The organism is Streptomyces sp. MCA2 (genome assembly GCF_023544705.1).
GTDB lineage: Bacteria > Actinomycetota > Actinomycetes > Streptomycetales > Streptomycetaceae > Streptomyces > Streptomyces decoyicus.
In genome coordinates, this window is sequence record NZ_JAMJFM010000013.1 from 163,497 (window position 1) to 181,559 (window position 18,063).

Below are 18,063 nucleotides of genomic sequence, written 5' to 3' on the forward strand. Positions count from 1 at the left end.
CGTCGATCCGTCGCACTGACAAAAGAAACTGTATCCGATGGACACTGTTCTGTGTACCCCGGACACAGTTTTAGGATGCGGAGGTGGCTGGAGATGACGGAAAACGCAGCGTGTTCGGGGATCAGGCCGGCAGTGTCGAGCTGCTGTGGGGCGGGCGCGAGCGGCCCAGCCGCGGCCCCAAGCCGGCGCTGAGCCTGGAGCGGATCACGCGTACGGCCATCGCCCTCGCCGACACCGGCGGGCTCGGGGCGGTCTCCATGCAACGGGTCGCGGGCGAACTGGACTTCACCAAGATGTCCTTGTACCGCTATGTGCCGGGGAAGAGCGAGCTGGTCGCGCTGATGATCGACATGGCGATGGGGGAACCGCCGGGCGCGCCCTCCCCCGAATCCCCCGGCTCCCCCGCCCAGGGCGACAGCGGGCGGTGGCGGGCGGCGCTGCGGGCCTGGGCCGAGGCGCTTGCGGCGGTCTACCACCGGCATCCCTGGATGCTGGGCGCGGCCGTCGGGCCACGCGTGCTGGGCCCCAACGAACTCGGCTGGACCGAGCGCGCCCTCGCCGCGCTCGCGGACACCGGGCTGACCGGCGGAGAACGGCTCGACGCCGTGGTCGTGGTGCACGGTCACATCCGGTCCATCGCCCAGGTGTCGGCCTCGATGGGGCTGGGCAGCAGGCGGGCCAAGGAGCCCGAACAGGTCATGAGCGCGGCGCTGAACGAACTGCTGGCCGGCCGCGCCGACCGCTTTCCGGCGGTCGCCGCGGCCGTCGCCGCCACCGATGCCGACCACACCTCCCGGAACCAGGCAGGGGAGTTCGGCCTGGAGCGGATCCTGGACGGCCTGGCGGCCTATATGGCCAGGGGCCGGGGCATCGGCTAGCGCGTCGAGTCCACCGACCGCGCAGGCAGGGACCGCAGCCAGTCGACGAGGAGTTGGTTGACCTCCTCGGGGCGTTCCTGTTGGACCCAGTGGCCGCAGCCTTCGAGGAGGTGGGAGGAGGACAGGCCGGGGAGGGTGTGGGGGAACGCCTTGATGGCGTCGGCCATCCAGTGGGTGGTGGCGTCGTGTTCGCCGCCGATGAAGAGGGACGGCTGGGTGAGCCGGGCACCGTCCCAGGCGGCGAGGTCTTCCCAGTCCCGGTCGACGTTGCGGTAGCGGTTCAGTGCGCCGGTCAGGCCGGTGCGCTCGAACTCGCCCGCGTAGAAGCCGAGATCGGCGTCGGTGAGCCAGGGCAGGGGCCGGGGGAGGCCGGCCGGGAATCGGTCGGAGAGTTTTCCGCCCGGGGGGACCGAGAACTGGCTGATGTGGTCCCGGTCGGCTCGGGCCTCGGCATCGCCCGAGGCCATGGCGTAGAAGCCCGCGAGCCAGCCCCGGACATCGGGTTCGATCTCCGACTCCGCGCGGCCCGGCTCCTGGAAGTAGCTGACGTAGAACTCCCCGGCGCCGCCGAGCCCCGCGAAGGCGTCGCTGGGCCGGAGTCCCCCGCGGGGCGCGTACGGCACGCTCAGCAGCGCCACGGCCGTGAAGAGGTCGGGCCGCAGCAGCGCCGAGTGGGCGGCGATGGGCGATCCCCAGTCGTGGCCGGCGATGATCGCGCTCTCCTCGCCGAGGGCACGTACCACCGCCACGTTGTCGGCGACATGGGCCAGCATCCGGTAGGCCGCCACGTCACGGGGTTTCGAGGAACGCCCGTAGCCCCGTACGTCGATGGCGACCGCCCGGTAGCCCGCGGCTGCGAGCGCGGGGAGCTGGTGGCGCCAGGAGTACCAGGACTCGGGGAAGCCGTGGACCATCAGGACGAGGGGGCCGCTGCCCTGCTCCACGAGGTGGATACGGCCACCGGGGACCTCCACCGAGCGAGCGACCGCCTCCGGCAGCGGACCGGACGGCGGGTGCGGTGCCGGGCCGGGCGGGGAAGCGGGCGGCGTGGACGGCGTCTTGGCGGGCGGCGGCATGCATCCTCCTGGGGAGTCCGGCGTGCGGGCGGCAGCGGAAGGGCGCGGGCCGGCAGTCGGCCGACCCACGGTCCCCTTGACCGCTCCCCCACGATCATGGCGGCGCCGTCACCGCACGCGCGAGGATTCTTGCCGGGACGGCAAACGCCACCGGGGCACCCGGGCCCCGCCCCCTAGGGGGTGTCTCCCCGATCTCCGTGGGCCTGCGACGCTCCCCCAGCTAACGCTGGGAGGTGCCCCCAGGCACCGCACCTCGCCGCGTTGTCGGATCATCCCCGTACGCCCAGTACGGGGACGATCCTCCGCCTTGCGATGCACGGCACCAGACGCCGCAGGCTGATCCACGGAGATCGGAAAGACACCCCCTAGGGCCTGATCCACACGACAGGCCCTACAACCGCACCGTCCGCCGCGGTTGCTCCTTCGCGCCCGTCAGCAGGCCGTGCAGGGTGGCGAATTCGTCGACGCACTTGGCGGTGCCGTTGACCACGCAGTCCAGGGGATCGTCGGCGACCATCACGGGGACGCCCATCTCCTGGCGCAACCGGCGGTCCAGGCCGCGGAGCAGGGCGCCGCCGCCGGTGAGGGCGATACCGCGCTCGACGATGTCGCCGGAGAGCTCCGGGGGGCAGTCGTCGAGGGTGCGGTGGACGGCGCGGACGATCGCCTCGACGGGTTCGGCCAGTGCCTCGCGGATCTCCTCCTCGGTGATCTCCTGGATGCGGGGCAGGCCGTTGACGTGGTCGCGGCCGCGGACCGTGTAGGTGGACGGGCGCTCCGGCATGCCGTCCTCGTCGACGTCGACCGGGGTCCAGACCGCCGAGCCGATCGCGATCTTGATGTCCTCGGCGGTGCGTTCCCCGATGTCCAGGGCATGCTTCTTCTTGATGTAGGCGCTGACGGCGGCGTCGAGGGCGTCACCGGCGACCCGTACGGACTGGGCGGTGACCAGGCCGCCCATGGAGACGACGGCGACCTCGGTGGTGCCGCCGCCGATGTCCACCACCATGCAGCCGACCGGCTCGTCCACGGGCAGGCCCGCGCCGATCGCGGCGGCCATCGGCTCCTCGATGAGGTGCACTTCGCGGGCGCCGGCACCCCGGGCGGAATCGATGACCGCACGTCGTTCGACGCCCGTGATGCCGGAGGGGACGCAGATGACCACCCGTGGCCGGGAGAAACGGCGGCTGGGCAGGGCCTTCTTCATCAGGGCGCGGAGCATCTGCTCGGCGGCGTCGAAGTCGGCGATGACGCCCTCCCGCAGGGGACGCATCGCGGTGATCCCGGACGGCGTACGGCCGATGGTTCGCTTGGCCTCCGCGCCCACGGCGATCACCTCGCCCGCGGCGTTGACCGCGACGACGGACGGCTCGTTCAGCACCACGCCCTTGCCGCGGGCGTAGACCAGGGTGTTGGCCGTGCCGAGGTCGATGCCTATGTCGTACGTTCCGGACGAAGTGCTGGACGCCATGGGGGGTTCGTGTGCTCTCTCGCGACGGACGGGGATCCTGGGGGCATTGCGCCGCAGACAACCCCATGGGCGAGCAATGGCGTTCATTGCGGGCAATTGATAAGACTACTGAGGGGCCGGAATGGTTCCCCTTACACCGGCCCGTCGGTACTTCACCACTGCTCCTGCCCGTCCCCGGCCCCCTTACCCGCTGCCGTTGCTCTCCGTCTCCCCGGGTTCGTCCGGCTCCCGGGACAGCGCCTCCGCCAGATCGTCGAGGGCGTCGAGCTGGAGGTCGGCGACGCGCAGGGCGACACCGCGGCTCTCGTCCTCCGCGTCCCACCTCTCCCATACGGCCCGCAGATCACTCCAGTTCACCTGGCCCCGCTCCCGCACGGCGCGGGTGGCCTCCTCCAGGGAGGAGCGCAGTTCGAAGGCGAAGGCGGTGGCACCGGGCGAGGACGCGGCGTCCCGCTCGGGGAGATGGACCTCCAGGATCATCGTGACCCGGCCCATCGTGGCGAGCGCGGCACTGGCCGCCTGCGCCGAGGCGAGGGAGAGACCACGGTGGCGTACGGGTTCCTTCTCGGCGCGGGCCTCGCTCTCCTCCCAGGCGACGCGGGCGGCACGGGAGTCCAGCAGGGCGTCGCGGACCTGCCGGGGGCGGCGCTCGGCGGGCTGCGCATACAGGTCGAAAACGGCCAGTGCATAGCGCCCGTTGGCCTCCAGCCACTCGGCCAGGCGGTCGCGGAGCTTGGGGGTCTCCCAGGCGGGGAACAGCGCGTACGACAGCATCGCGAGCAGCCCGCCGAGGAGGGTGAGCACGATGCGCTCCTGGACGGTCTGCTCCCAGCCCGCACCGGCGATGCCGAGCAGAAAGACGACATAGGCGGCCACCGTCGCCGAGGTCACGGAGAGGCCGGTGCGCATCAGCAGATACATCAGCCAGACGCAGACCACGGCGAGCCCGGCGCTGACGTAGGTGTCCGGATGCGCCAGCGCCATCAGCACGCCCGCGACGGCGACGCCGACGAGGGTGCCGGCGAAGCGGGCGATGCCGCGGGAGTAGGTCTGGGCGAAGTCGGGGCGCATCACCATGACCGAGGCGAGTGGCGCCCAGTAGCCGTGGCCGAACGGGAGCACGGTGCCCAGCAGATAGCCGGCGTCGGCGACCGCGGCGACCCGCAGGGCGTGCCGGAGGATGTGCGAGGACCAGCGCGTCTCGCGGTGCAGGGAGCGCAGCGCGCCCGGCACCAGCCGGGGGACGCTGGGGCGCAGCAGATGGCCGCGTTCGGCCTCGGTGGTGGGGCGGGTGGCGCGCACCGGCTCGTCGGTGAGCTCCACGGCGTCGGCGAGCAGCGAGATCAGGCGGTACGCGGAGCGGCGGGCGGCGCCGTGCAGCATCGGGCCGGTGGCGGGGACTTCGAGGGTGGCCATCGCCTCGGGGGGCAGCCGGACCGGTTCGGCGTGCCGTACCGCGTGGGCGACGGCGTCCAGGACGGTGGCGGCGGCGCCCAGCAGATCGCGGGCCCGTTCGCGTTCGGGCCCTTCCAGCGGGGGGCCGACGACCGGGTCGGCGAGGGAGGCGAGGACCGGCCGGACGCGTTCGGCAAGTCCCCGGGGGCCGTGCAGCTGTACGGGGCGGCGCCTGGCCTGACGCGCGGTCACCTCGGAGGCGAGCCGGGCGTCCATCAGGGGGGACGGGTCGAACGGGGCGACCGGGTCGTGCCGCAGCCGCCGGGCGTAGTCCGCCTCGTCGGCCAGTGCGTCGGCGAGCGCATCGCGCTGGACGCCCCAGGGGCGGACCGGGAAGACCACGATCAAGGTGGCCTGGACGAGGCCGCCGAAGAAGATCAGGGCGGCGTGTTCCAGGGCGCCGAGGACGGACGTCGGCAGGGTGACGGTGACCAGCATGATGGCCACGGTCTGGGTGCCGATCAGCCCGGCGACCGGGCCGATCGCCCAGGCCATCCCGGCCAGGAGGGTCCAGCCGGCCAGCAGCAGCAGGAAGGCCAGGAGATGGGCGGCGGCCAGATAGCCGAGGAAGGTGGAGACCGCCAGCGCACCGGCGACGACGAGGGCGAGCACCGGGCGGGGCCGCATGCTGCGCTGGAAGGTGACGATCCCGGAGGAGAACGCGCCGAAGGCGGCGGACACCGCGAGGGTCGGATCGCCGCGCCACAGGCACAGTCCGATGACGAGGGCGACGCCCGCCGCGCCCCGGATGGCGATCAGCGGGGTGAGCTTGGTCCGCTCGATGGCCAGCCCCGAGCGAGCGGCCTCCTTGAGCGCACGCGACCAGGTCATAGCGAGAGGATACGGGCCGAAGACGGGCATTCAGGCCTGGCCGGAACGGGTGTGGCCTCCGCGCGCCCCACCGCCCCGCCACCGGGAAAATCCTGGTAATCCACCCTTCCGGCGCGCGTAAAACGTCCCAGGTCACAAAGGGGATGACCGGATTCCGGGCAGCGGTGCGAGGAAGGCGACACTCCGGAAGGGAAACCAGGGCCCGCGCCGGCCCCCTCTTGCTGGTCAGCCGGGACGACTCCCGGGTGCCCGCCAAGGAGAAGACCCCGTGCGCAAAGCCCTGTTCCCTCCGGTGATCGCGCTGATCACCCTGACCGTTCTCGTCGCCACGGCCGGCTGCGGCACCGGCGCCACCCAGGCCTCCTCTCTGCGGTTCGGCGGCCCCCGGACGGACGCCGCGCTGCACGCCACGCCCCCGGGGAAGCGGTCGCTGGTGCAGTGGCCCACGCGTCCGATCAGCTTCGAGGAGGAGAGCCGGGTCGGCGGGGCCGGCCGGAACACCCCGATAGGCGTGACCACCCTGCACGGCCCGAAGTCGGGCTTCACCGGGAAGGTGTGGGTGTGGGCGCCGCCGGAGTACTACGAGAAGCGGAACGCGAACAAGGGCTTCCCGGTGATGGAGGCGCTGCCCGGCTCGTACGGCTTCCCCTCCAACTACTGGACCGGCCCCGACCTCAAGCTGGAGGAGAGCCTCGCCCAGTGGTCCAGGAACGGCAGCAGCCTGCCCTTCATCGTCGTCATGCCCGTACTGAACCCGGATGACAAGCAGTACTACGACGGCAGCGACATACCGGGACAGCCGAAGATGGGCACCTGGCTCAGCGAGGACGTGCCCGATCTCGTACGGCAGAACTTCCGCACCCTCAGGACCCGTGACGCCTGGGCCGTCATGGGCTCCTCCTCGGGCGGGTTCGCGGCCCTGAAGAACGTGCTCCAGCACCCGGACACCTTCAAGGTGGCGATCCCCAACGGGCCGGACATCGTGCCCGACTCACCGCTGTGGAACGGCCACGCCAAAGAGGAGCGGGAGAACAACCCGGAGGTGCTGGCCCGCCGTCTGATAGCGCGCGGCGGACCGCCGGTCCACCTCGCCTTCCAGGACGGCTCCCAGGAACACACCGTGCTGCCGAAGGTGCGGAAGTTCATCGACCGGTACGGGCACGGTCCGGTGCACACCCGGCTTCAGATCGTGCCGGGCGGCACGCACAGCGCGGCGACGTACGTCCGGGGTCTGGGCGAGGGCACGATGCGCTGGGTCAGTGCGCGGATGCAGGGGCCGACCGCCTGACAGCGGGCGCCCGGCCCCGGCGTCACCGTGCGCCTCACTGCCCGCAGTCGACGTCCTGAAGCACGATCGGACGGGATTCCAGGCCCACATAGGCGGTGAAGGAGCTGCGCTGCCCGCCGTCCCAGAGGGTGGTGACCGTCGCCCAGCCGACGGCGGCGGACTGGGCGGTGGTCACCTTGCCGATGGTGATCTCCCGCGGGGTGTTCTGGGCGCACAACAGCAGGTCATAGCCCTCGGTGTGGGCGGCACGGTCCTTGAGGTAGTCCGAGACCTGGTGCTCGCGCGCCCAGGCGCCGGGGCCGTGATGACCGTAGAAGGAGGCCAGGAAGCGGTGGATCTCGGCGGCGGTGTGCCGGCCGTTGGGATCGGTGCGGACCGTGTCGGCGGCCGTCGCCGTCCGAGGGGGCGCGGCCGCGGCGGCCGGGCCGGAGGCGGCGAGGGTGAGGGTCAGGCCGAGCGCGGCGGCACCGGCGGCGGCAACGACGGCGGTCTTACGCGAAGCGGTACGGAGCATGCGATGTCCTCGGACTTCGGGCTTTGGAACGCTGTGCCCACCTAGACACCCGGCCGCACCGAATGGTTGCGGCCCGCCGTGGCCCCCGGTCCTGCCGTCGTCACCGCGCCCGGCCCGCCGTCACGACACCGGGCAGACCCGCCGTCACGACACCACGTCCTTGCGCGCGAACCCCCGGAAGGCCAGCGCGCCCAGCACCAGCGCATACGCCACCGACACCGCAGCGCCCTGGATCATCCCGGCCCACTCCATCGTGGGCTGGAGCGCGTCCGCCCAGGAGTACTGCCAGTGGGCGGGCAGCACCTTGCGCCAGCTGCCGAGGGCGGTGACCTGGTCGAGGACATTGCCGACGATGGTCAGCCCGACGGCGCCGCCGACCGCGCCCAGCGGCGCGTCGGTCACCGTCGACAGCCAGAACGCCAGGGCCGCGGTGACCAGCTGGCTGACGAAGACATAGCCGACCACGACCGCGAGCCGCCCCACCGCCTCGCCCGCGGGCAGCGCGCCGCCGGTGGGCAGTTGCAGCGGGCCCCAGCCGTACGCGGCGGTGCCCACCCCCAGCGCGACCAGCGGCAGCAGCACCATCGCGGCGGCACTGAACAGCAGCCCGACGGTGAGCTTGCTCAGCAGCAGCCGGGCCCGGGGGACCGGGGCTGCGAGCAGATAGCGCAGAGAGGACCAGCTCGCCTCGGACGCGACCGTGTCACCGCAGAACAGGGCCACCGGCACCACCAGCAAGAAGCCCGCGGAGACGAACAGGGCGGTGGCGGCGAAGTTGGCGCCGGAGGCGGTGGCGCTGTCCATCAGGGTGATCCGGCCGTTGCCGCGCCCGTTCGGGTCGCCGCCGATCGCGAACGCCAGCGCCAGCACGAACGGCAGCAGCGCCAGGACGGCGGTGATCACCAGCGTGCGGCGGCGCCGCAGCTGGCGCCGCGCCTCGACGCGCAGCGGGAGGGTGCGGCGCGGGCGGTAACCCGGCGCCCGCGCCGTGGCGTTCGCGGTCATCGGTCACCTCCGATCAGGGTGAGGAAAGCGTCCTCCAGGCGTCGGTGCGGGCCGATGCGGTCCACCGCGATCTCCAGCCGGAGGAGTTCGGTGAGCAGCTCGGTGGTGGTGGCGCCGCCCAGCCGTACCAGGAGACCGCCCTCGGCGCGTACGGCCGAGACGACCCCCGGCAGCGCGTCCACCTTCTCCACCGCGGCGTCGCTCACCGCTCCCGCGGCCCCGACCAGCAGGGTGTCGCCGGAGCCGGTGATCTCGGCGACCGGACCGGCCTGGATGAGCTGCCCGTGGTCCATGACGACCAGATGCGTACAGCTCTGTTCCACCTCGGACAGCAGATGGCTGGAGACGATGACGGTGCGTCCGTCGGCGGCGTAGCGGATCATCACCTCGCGCATGGCACGGATCTGCGGCGGGTCGAGCCCGTTGGTCGGCTCGTCGAGGATCAGCAGATCCGGCAGGCCGAGCATGGCCTGGGCGATCGCGAGCCGCTGCCGCATGCCCTGGGAGTAGGTACGCACGGCGCGTTGCAGGGCGTCGCCGAGACCGGCGATCTCCAGGGCCTCGTCGAGATGCGCGTCGGCGGCGGGCCGCCCGGTGGCCTGCCAGTACAGCTCGAGGTTGGCGCGGCCGGACAGATGCGGCAGGAAGCCGGCGCCCTCGACGAACGCACCGACCCTCGACAGCACTTCGGCGCCCGGCCGGACGGCCTGCCCGAAGATCCTGATCTCGCCCTCGTCGGGCCGGATCAGGCCCATCAGCATCCGCAGCGTGGTGGTCTTGCCGGCGCCGTTGGGCCCCAGCAGGCCCAGCACCTGCCCCTTCTCGACGCGGAAGGTGAGGTCCCGTACGGCATACCGGTCCGACGACTTGGCGTAGCGCTTGCTCAGGTCGCTGATCTGGAGCGGGACCTCGGCCAGCGCCGGGTCGGGGGCGGGCGCCGCGCTCCTGCGGCGGGCGGTGAGCAGCAGCAGCGCGGCGACTGCCGCGGCCCCGGCGGGCAGCTGCCAGGTCCAGGCCGGCAGCGGTGCGGCCGCGCTGCGCACCTGGGGCGCCGTGGGCACGCTGAGGGTGCCGCCCTTGAGGGAAACGCGGTAGGTGGCGGGTTCGGCCGGTGAGGCGTAGCCGAGGTCGGTGGCGGAGAGCACCAGCCGCAGCCGGTGGCCGGCCACCAGGTCATGGTCGACGGCGGGCAGCCGCAGCCGCACGGTCCTGCCGTCGTGGGCGTCCTTGACGCGGTAGGGCGCGACGAGCTGGGACGGCAGCACCTGGCGGCGGCCGTCCGGGGCGACGTCGTAGACCTTGGCGAAGAACACCGCGTCCCGGGAGCTGGACCGCAGGTGCACGGTGGCGGTGGGGCTGCCGGTGAGATGGACGGGGGTGCGCAGCGGCGCCGAGGCGAAGGCGGCGTACTGGCCGGGGAAGTCCAGGGACAGGCCGCCGGCGCCGGCCGAGGCGAGGTTGCCGAGCGCGCCCACGCCGGGCACCGCGGAGATGGCGGGCGGTCCGGCGCCGGCCGGGTTGCTGAAGGTCTGGGGGCGGCCCGCGAGCCGGATCCGCCGGGGGTCGTTCTCCAGGCCGGTGTAGCGGTCCGCGCTCGCCCCGCGCAGGCGCACCGCGCCGTCGGTGGAGTCCACTCCCCCGGTGCGGCTGATGCGGAACGCGGGCCCGGTGCCGGCGTGCTTGTCGCCCTTCAGATAGCGGTCGAACCAGTCCTTCGTCCGGGCCTCCAGACGGGCGAGTTCCCGGTCCCCGCCGTCGTGCCCGCCGGCGATCCAGTCGACGTCGACCGGCGCGCCGTTCTTGCGGATCGCCCGCTGCATGGCGTCGGCCTGGTCGAGCGGGAACAGCGAATCCGTCTGGCCCTGCATGATCAGGGTCGGCACCTTGATGCGGTCGCCGACGGCGGACGGACTGCGGGACTCCAGCAGCCGGCGGGCCGCGTCATCCGGTCTGCCGTTGACGGCGACCCGCTCGTACGTCCGGCACAGCTCCGGCTCGAAGCGCACACAGCCGCCGGGCGCCGTGGGCGCGGCGCCCGGCGCACCGCCGGACGTGCCCGCGGGACCGGTGGTGAAGAAGATCCCCGCCCACAGCTTCTTGAACACGCCGTGGGGGAAGAGGGCGTCGGCGAGGTTCCAGTACGTGATCTGCGGGGCGATGGCGTCGACGCGCCGGTCGTAGCCGGCCGCCAGCAGCGAGATCGCGCCGCCGTACGAGCCGCCGGCGACGCCCACCCGGGGGTCGCCGGCCTTGTCGAGCCGCACCTCGGGGCGCTCGGCCAGCCAGTCGATCAGCCGGCGGACGTCGGCGACCTCGCCGTGCGGGTCGTTCAGCCCGATCTTCCCGGTGGACTTGCCGAAGCCGCGCGCCGACCAGGTCAGGACGGCGTATCCGTCCCGGGCCAGCTTCTCGGCCTGGGGGCGGAGGGTGTCCTTGGTGGCGCCGAAGCCGTGGGCGAGCAGCACCGCGGGCCGCCGCCCGCGGGAGCCCCCGGCGGTGAAGAAGGAGGTGTCGATCCGTACTTCCTTCTTGCTGCCGGGACGGTCGGGCATCGTCATCACCCGGTCCGCGCGGTGCACGGCAGGGGCGGCGTCCGAGGAGGCGGCCGTCCAGGTGCCGCCTCCTATGAGGACGGCCAGCGCACCCACGGTGGCGTACAAGCGCCGTCCGCGCGGTCTGACACCTCGGAGATCCATACCGTGAATCCTAGGTACGGACCGGAGCGGGCCGCCGGTACCCCGGGGGGAGCCCGGTGACCTCCCCGGGGAGTAGGGTTCGCCGCCGCCGTACCGCGGATGCGGTACGGGCCCGGCGGGACCACGGCCCCCGGAACAGGGGCGCTGCCCGCCCGTCAGTACTGCGGCGGCCCGAACCCGCCCTGCGGGGGCTGCGGGGCGCCGGGCGGCATGGGCGGGGCACCGGCCGGGGGCATCGGCGCGCCGGGCGGCATCGGCGGGGCACCGGCCGGCGGCATCGGCGGGCCGCTGACCGGGGGCACCGGGCCGGCGGGCGGCTGCCAGGCCGGCGGGCCCTGCGGGCCGGGCGGGACGAAGCCGGGGGCGGCGAACTGGGGAGCCGGGGACGGCGGGTACCAGGCGGGGGCGGCCGGCTCGCCGCGGCCCATCAGGACGAGCAGCGCCGCCGAGCCGAACAGGTCGAGCAGCAGCCCGATGTCGGAGAGGACGGTCAGGCCCGGCGTGGAGCGGGTCTCGAAGAGGGAGCCGTCGCCGGCCAGCGCGATCACGGTCACCAGGGCGCCGGGCAGCGTCACGATCGACAGCCCGAAGGCCAGGCCGCGGGCCGCGGCACCGCGCATCAGGCTGCTGAGCGCGGCCACCGCGCTCAGCACGAGGAAGACCACGGAGGACCAGCCGGGAGCCAGGCTCAGCAGCGCGCTGAGGACGCCCTTGCCGAGGTAATACATGCCGAGGGAGCCGGTGCCGCCCTGCACCAGCCAGTAGACCTGCCAGACCAGGCACACCAGCGCCATCACGCCGAGCAGCAGACCGGCCACCACGCCGGCCGTCCGGGCCGGGCGCATCGGCGGGTCACCGGGCGTACGGCGCGGCCAGGAGCGCATACCGGCGAGCAGCACGATGCCGGCGGTGAAGGACAGCAGCAACAGGAAGGCGCTGCCGATGAAAACGCCGTCGAAGGTCGTGGTGTCGTTCTCCGCGTGCAGGAACCAGCGGTTGTCGCTGGTGTGGATGCCGGTGGCGACGAAGGCCTGAAGGGCGGTGGCGAAGGTGAGGGTGGTGGCGACGGCCAGCAGCCCGCCGGCCACCCGCTGACCGGCGAAGGCCGCGAACACCGCCGCCACCTGCACCGCGGCGAGGCCGAGATGGAAGGCGGTGGTGACCTGGTTGGTGCCGGCGCGTTGGCTGGTCCAGGCATCCCAGAGGCCGTCGATGCCGAACTCGCTGAGGTCCACGGCCAGCCAGTAGGCCGTGAACAGGAAGAACAGCAGGCAGAATGCCCCGCCGGTGATGCGGACGCCCTTGATGAGCGCCATGGGTTGCTGCATGGGTTGCTGCATGGGTTGCTGCATGGGTTGCTGCATGTGGTCCCCCGGTTTGTGTCGATGCTCCGCGAGGGAGCACCGTAGCAACGCGCCGGGCCGCGGTCTCCCCCCGGACCTGCGGGTTCTTGCGCCCCTTGCACAGCTGCCGCCCCGACCTGTCACCCCTTGCGCCGACATGCCGGACCCCCTGACGGCGGGAGGCCGGCAGGGGGTCCGTCAGAAGGCCCGTCAGAGGGTCCGTCAGAGTCCGTCAGTGGTTGCTGGGGAAGCCCAGGTTGATGCCGCCGTCGGACGGGTCGGGCCAGCGGGTGGTGACGACCTTGCCGCGGGTGTAGAAGTGCACGCCGTCGTTGCCGTAGATGTGGTGGTCGCCGAAGAGCGAGTCCTTCCAGCCACCGAAGGAGTGGTAGCCGACCGGCACCGGGATCGGCACGTTCACGCCGACCATGCCGGCCTCGACCTCCATCTGGAAGCGGCGGGCCGCGCCGCCGTCCCGGGTGAAGATCGCGGTGCCGTTGCCCCACGGCGAGTTGTTCATCAGCGCGATGGCCTCGTCGTAGGTCCCGACGCGGACCACGGACAGCACCGGGCCGAAGATCTCGTCGCGGTAGGCGTCCATCTCCGGCGTGACGTTGTCCAGGAGGGAGACGCCGATCCAGTGGCCGTCCTCGTAGCCCTCGACGGTGAAGCCGGTGCCGTCGATGACGACATCGGCGCCCTGGGCCGCGGCACCGGAGACATACGAGGCGACCTTGTCACGGTGGACCTTGGTGATCAGCGGGCCCATCTCGGAGGCCGGGTCGTCGCCGGGGCCGATCCGCAGCTGGTCGGCGCGCTCCTTGATCTTGCCGATCAGCGGGTCGGCGGTCTCGCCGACGGCCACGACGACGGAGATCGCCATGCAGCGCTCGCCGGCCGAGCCGTAGGCGGCGTTGATCGCGGAGTCCGCGGCCAGGTCGAGGTCGGCGTCCGGCAGGACCAGCATGTGGTTCTTGGCGCCGCCCAGCGCCTGGACGCGCTTGCCGTTGGCGGTGCCCGTGGTGTGGATGTAGCGGGCGATGGGCGTGGAGCCGACGAAGGAGACCGCGGCGATGTCCGGGTGCTCCAGGATGGCGTCGACGGCCACCTTGTCGCCGTTGACGACGTTCAGCACGCCGTCGGGCAGCCCCGCCTCGGCCGCCAGCTCGGCCAGCTTGAAGGCGGCGCTGGGCACCTTCTCGCTCGGCTTGAGGACGAAGGTGTTGCCGCAGGCGATGGCGAGCGGGAACATCCACATCGGCACCATCGCCGGGAAGTTGAACGGCGTGATGCCGGCGACCACCCCGAGGGACTGGCGGATCGAGGAGACATCGACGCGGGTGGAGACCTGGGTGGACAGCTCGCCCTTGAGCTTCTCGGGGATGCCGCAGGCCAGCTCGACGATCTCCAGACCGCGGGCCACCTCACCGAGCGCGTCGGAGTGCACCTTGCCGTGCTCGGCGGTGATCAGCTGCGCGATCTCCTCGCGGTGCGCGTCGAGCAGCTCGCGGTACTTGAACAGCACCGAGGTGCGCTTGGCCAGGGAGCTGGTGCCCCAGGTCCGGAAGGCTTCCTTGGCCGCGCGGACGGCCGCGTCGACCTCGTCGACCGAGGCGAAGGCAACCTGCTTCTCCTGGACACCGGTGGCCGGGTTGTAGACCGGGCCGAAGTTGCCGGAGACGCCCTCGACGGGCTTCCCGCCGATCCAGTGGCTGAGGGTCTTCATGCGGAGGGCCTTTCTGGGTGACGACTTCGAGCGGAGTCAGAGGTGGCGACGGCGCCCGGCGGTGTGCCGGTCGTACGCCTCACGGGCAGCCACCGCCGCCGGACGTGTCGCGGTCTCGGCAACAGGAACATCCCACCAGGCCTGGGCCTCCGGCGCGCCCGGCACAGTGTCGGCCGTTTCGGTCTCGACATAGACACATGTGGGCCGGTTCGCGCCCCGCGCCTCGGCGAGCGCGGCGCGCAGCTCACCGACGGTGGCCGCACGGAGCACCTGCATACCGAGCGAGGCGGCGTTGGCCGCCAGATCGACCGGCAGCGGCGCACCGGTGTACGTGCCGTCCTCGGCGCGGAAGCGGTAGTCGGTGCCGAAGCGCTCACCGCCGGTCGCCTGGGACAGCCCGCCGATCGAGGCATAGCCGTGGTTCTGGATGAGGACGAGGGTGATGTTGATGCCCTCCTGTACCGCAGTGACGATTTCGGTGGGGTTCATCAGATACGTACCGTCGCCGACCAGCGCCCACACCGGCCGGTCGGGGGCGGCGAGCCGGACGCCGATCGCGGCGGGGATCTCATAGCCCATGCAGGAGTAGCCGTACTCCAGGTGGTACTGCCTGCGGGACCGGGCGCGCCAGAGTTTGTGCAGGTCACCGGGGAGAGAACCGGCCGCGTTGATGATCACGTCGGTGTCGTCGACGACGGCGTCCAGGGCGCCGAGGACCTGCGTCTGGGAGGGCCGTACGGACGCGTCCTCGGCGGCGTACGCGGCGTCCACCCGGCGCTCCCAGTCCGCCTTCGCCGCCCGGTAGGCGGACTCGTACTCCGCGTCGACGCGGTGGCCGGACAGCTCCTTGGTGAGCGCTTCGAGCCCGGCGCGGGCGTCGGCGACCAGACAGGCGGCGGCGAGCTTGTGGGCGTCGAAGGACGCGATGTTGAGGTTGACGAAGCGGACACCGGGCTCGGCGAAGAGGGTCGAGGAGGCGGTGGTGAAGTCGGTGTAGCGGGTGCCGACGCCGAGGACCAGGTCGGCCTCGCGGGCGAGGGCGTCGGCGGTGGCGGTGCCGGTGTGGCCGATGCCGCCCACGTCGGCGGGGTGGTCGTGGCGCAGCGAGCCCTTGCCGGCCTGGGTGGACGCGACGGGGATGCCGGTGGCGTCGGCGAAGGCGCACAACGCGTCCTCCGCCTCGCTGTGGTGGACCCCGCCGCCCGCGACGACCAGGGGCCGGCGGGCGCCGCGCAGGGCGCGTACGGCATCGGCGAGGGCGTCGGCGTCGGGGGCGGGCCGGGGGACGCGCCAGACCCGGTCGGCGAAGAACTCCACCGGCCAGTCGTACGCCTCCGCCTGGACGTCCTGCGGCAGCGCGAGGGTGACCGCGCCGGTGTCGACGGGGTCGGCGAGCACCCGCATGGCCTGGAGGGCGGCGGGGATCAGCGCCTCGGGCCGGGTGACGCGGTCGAAGTAGCGGGAGACCGGGCGCAGCGCGTCGTTGACGGAGAGGTCTCCGGCGGAGGGCACTTCGAGCTGCTGGAGGACGGGGTCGGCGGGGCGGGTGGCGAAGACGTCGCCGGGCAGCAGCAGCACCGGGAGCCGGTTGACGGTGGCGAGCGCGGCGCCGGTGACGAGGTTGGTGGCCCCGGGGCCGATGGACGTGGTGACGGCCTGGGCGGAGAGCCGGTCGCACTGCCGGGCGTAGCCGACAGCGGCGTGCACCATGGCCTGCTCGTTGCGGCCCTGGAGGTACGGGAGCGCCGGGGGTCCGGGGGTTGCCCCCTGGTGGGACGCGGCACCGGATTCCAGCAGGGCCTGGCCGAGACCGGCGACATTGCCGTGGCCGAAGATGCCCCAGCAGGCATTGATCAGGCGGTGCCGGCGGCCGTCGCGCTCGGTGTACTGGTGGGCAAGGAACTCGACCAGGGCCTGCGCGACCGTCAGCCGGCGGGTCGTCGGAGCGTTCATCGGGCGTCTCCTGCGGGCGCTTCGTAGAGGGGGAGGCGGGGGTCGACGGGCTGACCGGGCCAGGTGCCGCGGATCCAGCCGTGGTCGGGGTGGTCGCAGATCAGCCACTCACGCGTCTCCCCGGGGCCCGCCATGACATTGAGGTAATACATGGCGTGACCGGGGGCGGCGATCGACGGGCCGTGCCAGCCGTCGGGGATCAGGACCGCGTCGCCGCTGCGGACCTCGGCCAGGACATCGGTGCCCCGGCCGTGCCCGGAAGGGCTGACACGCTGGTAGCCGACGCCTTCCGTGCCGTGCGCGGACTCGATCTCGAAGTAGTAGATCTCCTCCAGCTCGGACTCCTCGCCGGGGCGGCACTCGTCGTGCTTGTGCGGCGGATAGGACGACCAGTTGCCGCCGGGGGTGAGCACCTCCACCGCGATGAGCTTGTCGCACTCGAAGCTGCCCGCCGCACCGAAGTTGTTGACCTGGCGGGAGCAGCTGCCGGTGCCGCGCAGCTCCACGGGGACGTCGGACGCGGCGCCGTAGCGGGCGGGGAGAGCGCGGTCGCAGCGGGCACCGGTGAGCGCGAAGCGGCCACCGTCGACGGTGCCGATCCGGACCTGGGCGTCGCGCGGTACGTACGCGAAGTCGGTGACACCGCCGAACACGCTCTCCCGGCCGGTCAGTTCGAAGGCGTCACCGCCGTCGGTCAGCACCGTGCAGCCGCCGGACAGCGGCAGCACGATCCATTCGCTGTCGCCGGTGGCGAAGGAGTGCCGGCCCCCGGGCGGCAGGTCCAGGACGCGCAGCGAGGAGCGGGCCCAGCCCGCCCGCTTCGGGTCGATGTCCAGCGCGTACGGGCCGTCCGCCGCCGCTCCGGCTTTCAGGTGGAATTCAGTGCTCATATCTCGAGTCTCCTGCGGAAATCGCGGTCTTCACAGCAGGCCTTCGGTGGTGTTCACAGCAGGCTTACGGCGGTCGTCACAGCAGCCCCACGGCGGTGTCCACGGCCGCCGCGACATCACCGTCGGCCGGGTAGAGCAGAGAGCGTCCGACGACCAGGCCGTGGACCGTCGGCAGCCGCAGCGCCTTGCGCCACTTCTCGTAGGCGGCCTCCTGGTCCTGGACGGTGCTGCCGATGTCGCCGCCGAGCAGCACCGTCGGCAGGGTGGTGGTCTCGCAGACCCGGGCCATGGCATCGGGGTCGTCGGTGACCGGCAGCTTCAGCCAGGTGTAGGCGGAGGTGCCGCCGAGGCCGGAGGCGATGGCCACCGAGCGGGTGACGGCCTCGGCGCTGAGGTCGTTGCGGACCGCCCCCTCTATCCGGGAGGAGAGGAACGGCTCGACGAAGACGGGCAGTTGCCGCTCGGCCATCGCGTCGATGGCGCGGGCGGTGGCCTCCAGGGTGGTGAGCGAACCGGGATCGCTGTAGTCGATGCGCAGCAGCAGCTTGCCGGCGTCGAAGCGGAGCCGGGCGAGGTCCTGCGGACGGTGGCCGGTGAACCGGTCGTCCATCTCGAAGGAGGCACCGGCGATGCCGCCGCGGTTCATGGACCCCATGACGACCTTGCCCTCCAGGGCACCGATCAGCAGCAGGTCCTCCAGGATGTCGGCGGTGGCGAGCACCCCGTCCACACCGGGCCGGGACAGCGCAAGAACCAGGCGTTCGAGCAGATCGAGGCGGTTGGCCATGGCCAGCTGCCGGTCTCCGACGGCGAGCGCACCACGGGCCGGGTGGTCGGCCGCGACGATCATCAGCCGGCCACTGTCCCCGAGGAGCGGACGACGGGTGCGCCGGGCGGCGGCCTCCGCGACGGCTTCGGGGTGACGGGCCCGCAGCGC

13 protein-coding genes are annotated in these 18,063 nt (G+C 72.6%); 2 read left to right on the plus strand and 11 right to left on the minus strand.

Annotated elements, in window-relative coordinates; all coding sequences use genetic code 11:
* Positions 1-83: 83 nt before the first annotated feature.
* Positions 84-878 (plus strand): TetR/AcrR family transcriptional regulator, encoded by a 795-nt coding sequence (locus tag M8I34_RS13760; RefSeq protein ID WP_250049737.1) that lies wholly within the window; start codon positions 84-86, stop codon positions 876-878.
* On the opposite strand, the gene M8I34_RS13765 is transcribed toward M8I34_RS13760, so the two are convergent.
* The 3 genes from M8I34_RS13765 to M8I34_RS13775 form a co-directional block, all read right to left on the minus strand.
* Positions 875-1,954, minus strand: coding sequence for an alpha/beta fold hydrolase (locus M8I34_RS13765; protein WP_250049738.1), 1,080 nt, complete (start codon positions 1,952-1,954; stop codon positions 875-877). The two genes, M8I34_RS13760 and M8I34_RS13765, sit on opposite strands and share 4 nt — an antisense overlap.
* A 391-nt stretch (positions 1,955-2,345) precedes the next feature.
* Positions 2,346-3,425: a rod shape-determining protein gene (locus M8I34_RS13770; protein ID WP_244414725.1), complete on the minus strand. Its 1,080-nt coding sequence runs from the start codon at positions 3,423-3,425 to the stop codon at positions 2,346-2,348.
* A gap of 183 nt (positions 3,426-3,608) precedes the next feature.
* Positions 3,609-5,711: an FUSC family protein gene (locus tag M8I34_RS13775; protein WP_250049739.1), complete on the minus strand. Its 2,103-nt coding sequence runs from the start codon at positions 5,709-5,711 to the stop codon at positions 3,609-3,611.
* A 268-nt stretch (positions 5,712-5,979) separates the two neighbouring features.
* Here M8I34_RS13775 and M8I34_RS13780 point away from each other — a divergent pair, with 268 nt between their 5' ends.
* Positions 5,980-6,999, plus strand: a complete 1,020-nt coding sequence (locus tag M8I34_RS13780) for an esterase family protein (RefSeq protein ID WP_250049740.1) — start codon at positions 5,980-5,982, stop codon at positions 6,997-6,999.
* A 34-nt stretch (positions 7,000-7,033) separates the two neighbouring features.
* Here the strand turns inward: M8I34_RS13780 and M8I34_RS13785 are convergent, their stop codons facing one another.
* The 8 genes from M8I34_RS13785 to M8I34_RS13820 form a co-directional block, all read right to left on the minus strand.
* The gene (locus M8I34_RS13785; RefSeq protein ID WP_250049741.1) at positions 7,034-7,513 is read right to left on the minus strand and encodes a hypothetical protein; all 480 of its coding nucleotides are present in this window, start codon (positions 7,511-7,513) and stop codon (positions 7,034-7,036) included.
* 144 nt (positions 7,514-7,657) lie between these two features.
* Positions 7,658-8,518 carry an ABC transporter permease gene (locus M8I34_RS13790; RefSeq protein ID WP_250049742.1) on the minus strand — a complete coding sequence of 287 codons (861 nt, stop codon included), beginning with the start codon at positions 8,516-8,518 and terminating at the stop codon, positions 7,658-7,660.
* Positions 8,515-11,214: an alpha/beta fold hydrolase gene (locus M8I34_RS13795; protein ID WP_250049743.1), complete on the minus strand. Its 2,700-nt coding sequence runs from the start codon at positions 11,212-11,214 to the stop codon at positions 8,515-8,517. Before M8I34_RS13795 ends, M8I34_RS13790 begins: the two co-directional genes overlap by 4 nt.
* 155 nt (positions 11,215-11,369) lie before the next feature.
* Positions 11,370-12,542 (minus strand): hypothetical protein, encoded by a 1,173-nt coding sequence (locus M8I34_RS13800; protein WP_250049744.1) that lies wholly within the window; start codon positions 12,540-12,542, stop codon positions 11,370-11,372.
* A gap of 247 nt (positions 12,543-12,789) precedes the next feature.
* Positions 12,790-14,283: a CoA-acylating methylmalonate-semialdehyde dehydrogenase gene (locus tag M8I34_RS13805; protein ID WP_250049745.1), complete on the minus strand. Its 1,494-nt coding sequence runs from the start codon at positions 14,281-14,283 to the stop codon at positions 12,790-12,792.
* A 36-nt stretch (positions 14,284-14,319) separates the two neighbouring features.
* Positions 14,320-16,236 (minus strand): 3D-(3,5/4)-trihydroxycyclohexane-1,2-dione acylhydrolase (decyclizing), encoded by a 1,917-nt coding sequence (iolD, locus tag M8I34_RS13810; RefSeq protein WP_250049746.1) that lies wholly within the window; start codon positions 16,234-16,236, stop codon positions 14,320-14,322.
* On the minus strand, positions 16,233-17,126 hold the full coding sequence (iolB, locus tag M8I34_RS13815; protein WP_250049747.1) for a 5-deoxy-glucuronate isomerase: 894 nt from the start codon (positions 17,124-17,126) through the stop codon (positions 16,233-16,235). The genes iolD and iolB overlap by 4 nt, the downstream gene beginning before the upstream one ends.
* A 76-nt stretch (positions 17,127-17,202) precedes the next feature.
* A complete protein-coding gene (locus M8I34_RS13820; RefSeq protein WP_250049752.1) occupies positions 17,203-18,060 on the minus strand; it encodes a deoxyribose-phosphate aldolase in 858 nt (285 codons plus the stop codon).
* Positions 18,061-18,063 lie beyond the last annotated feature (3 nt).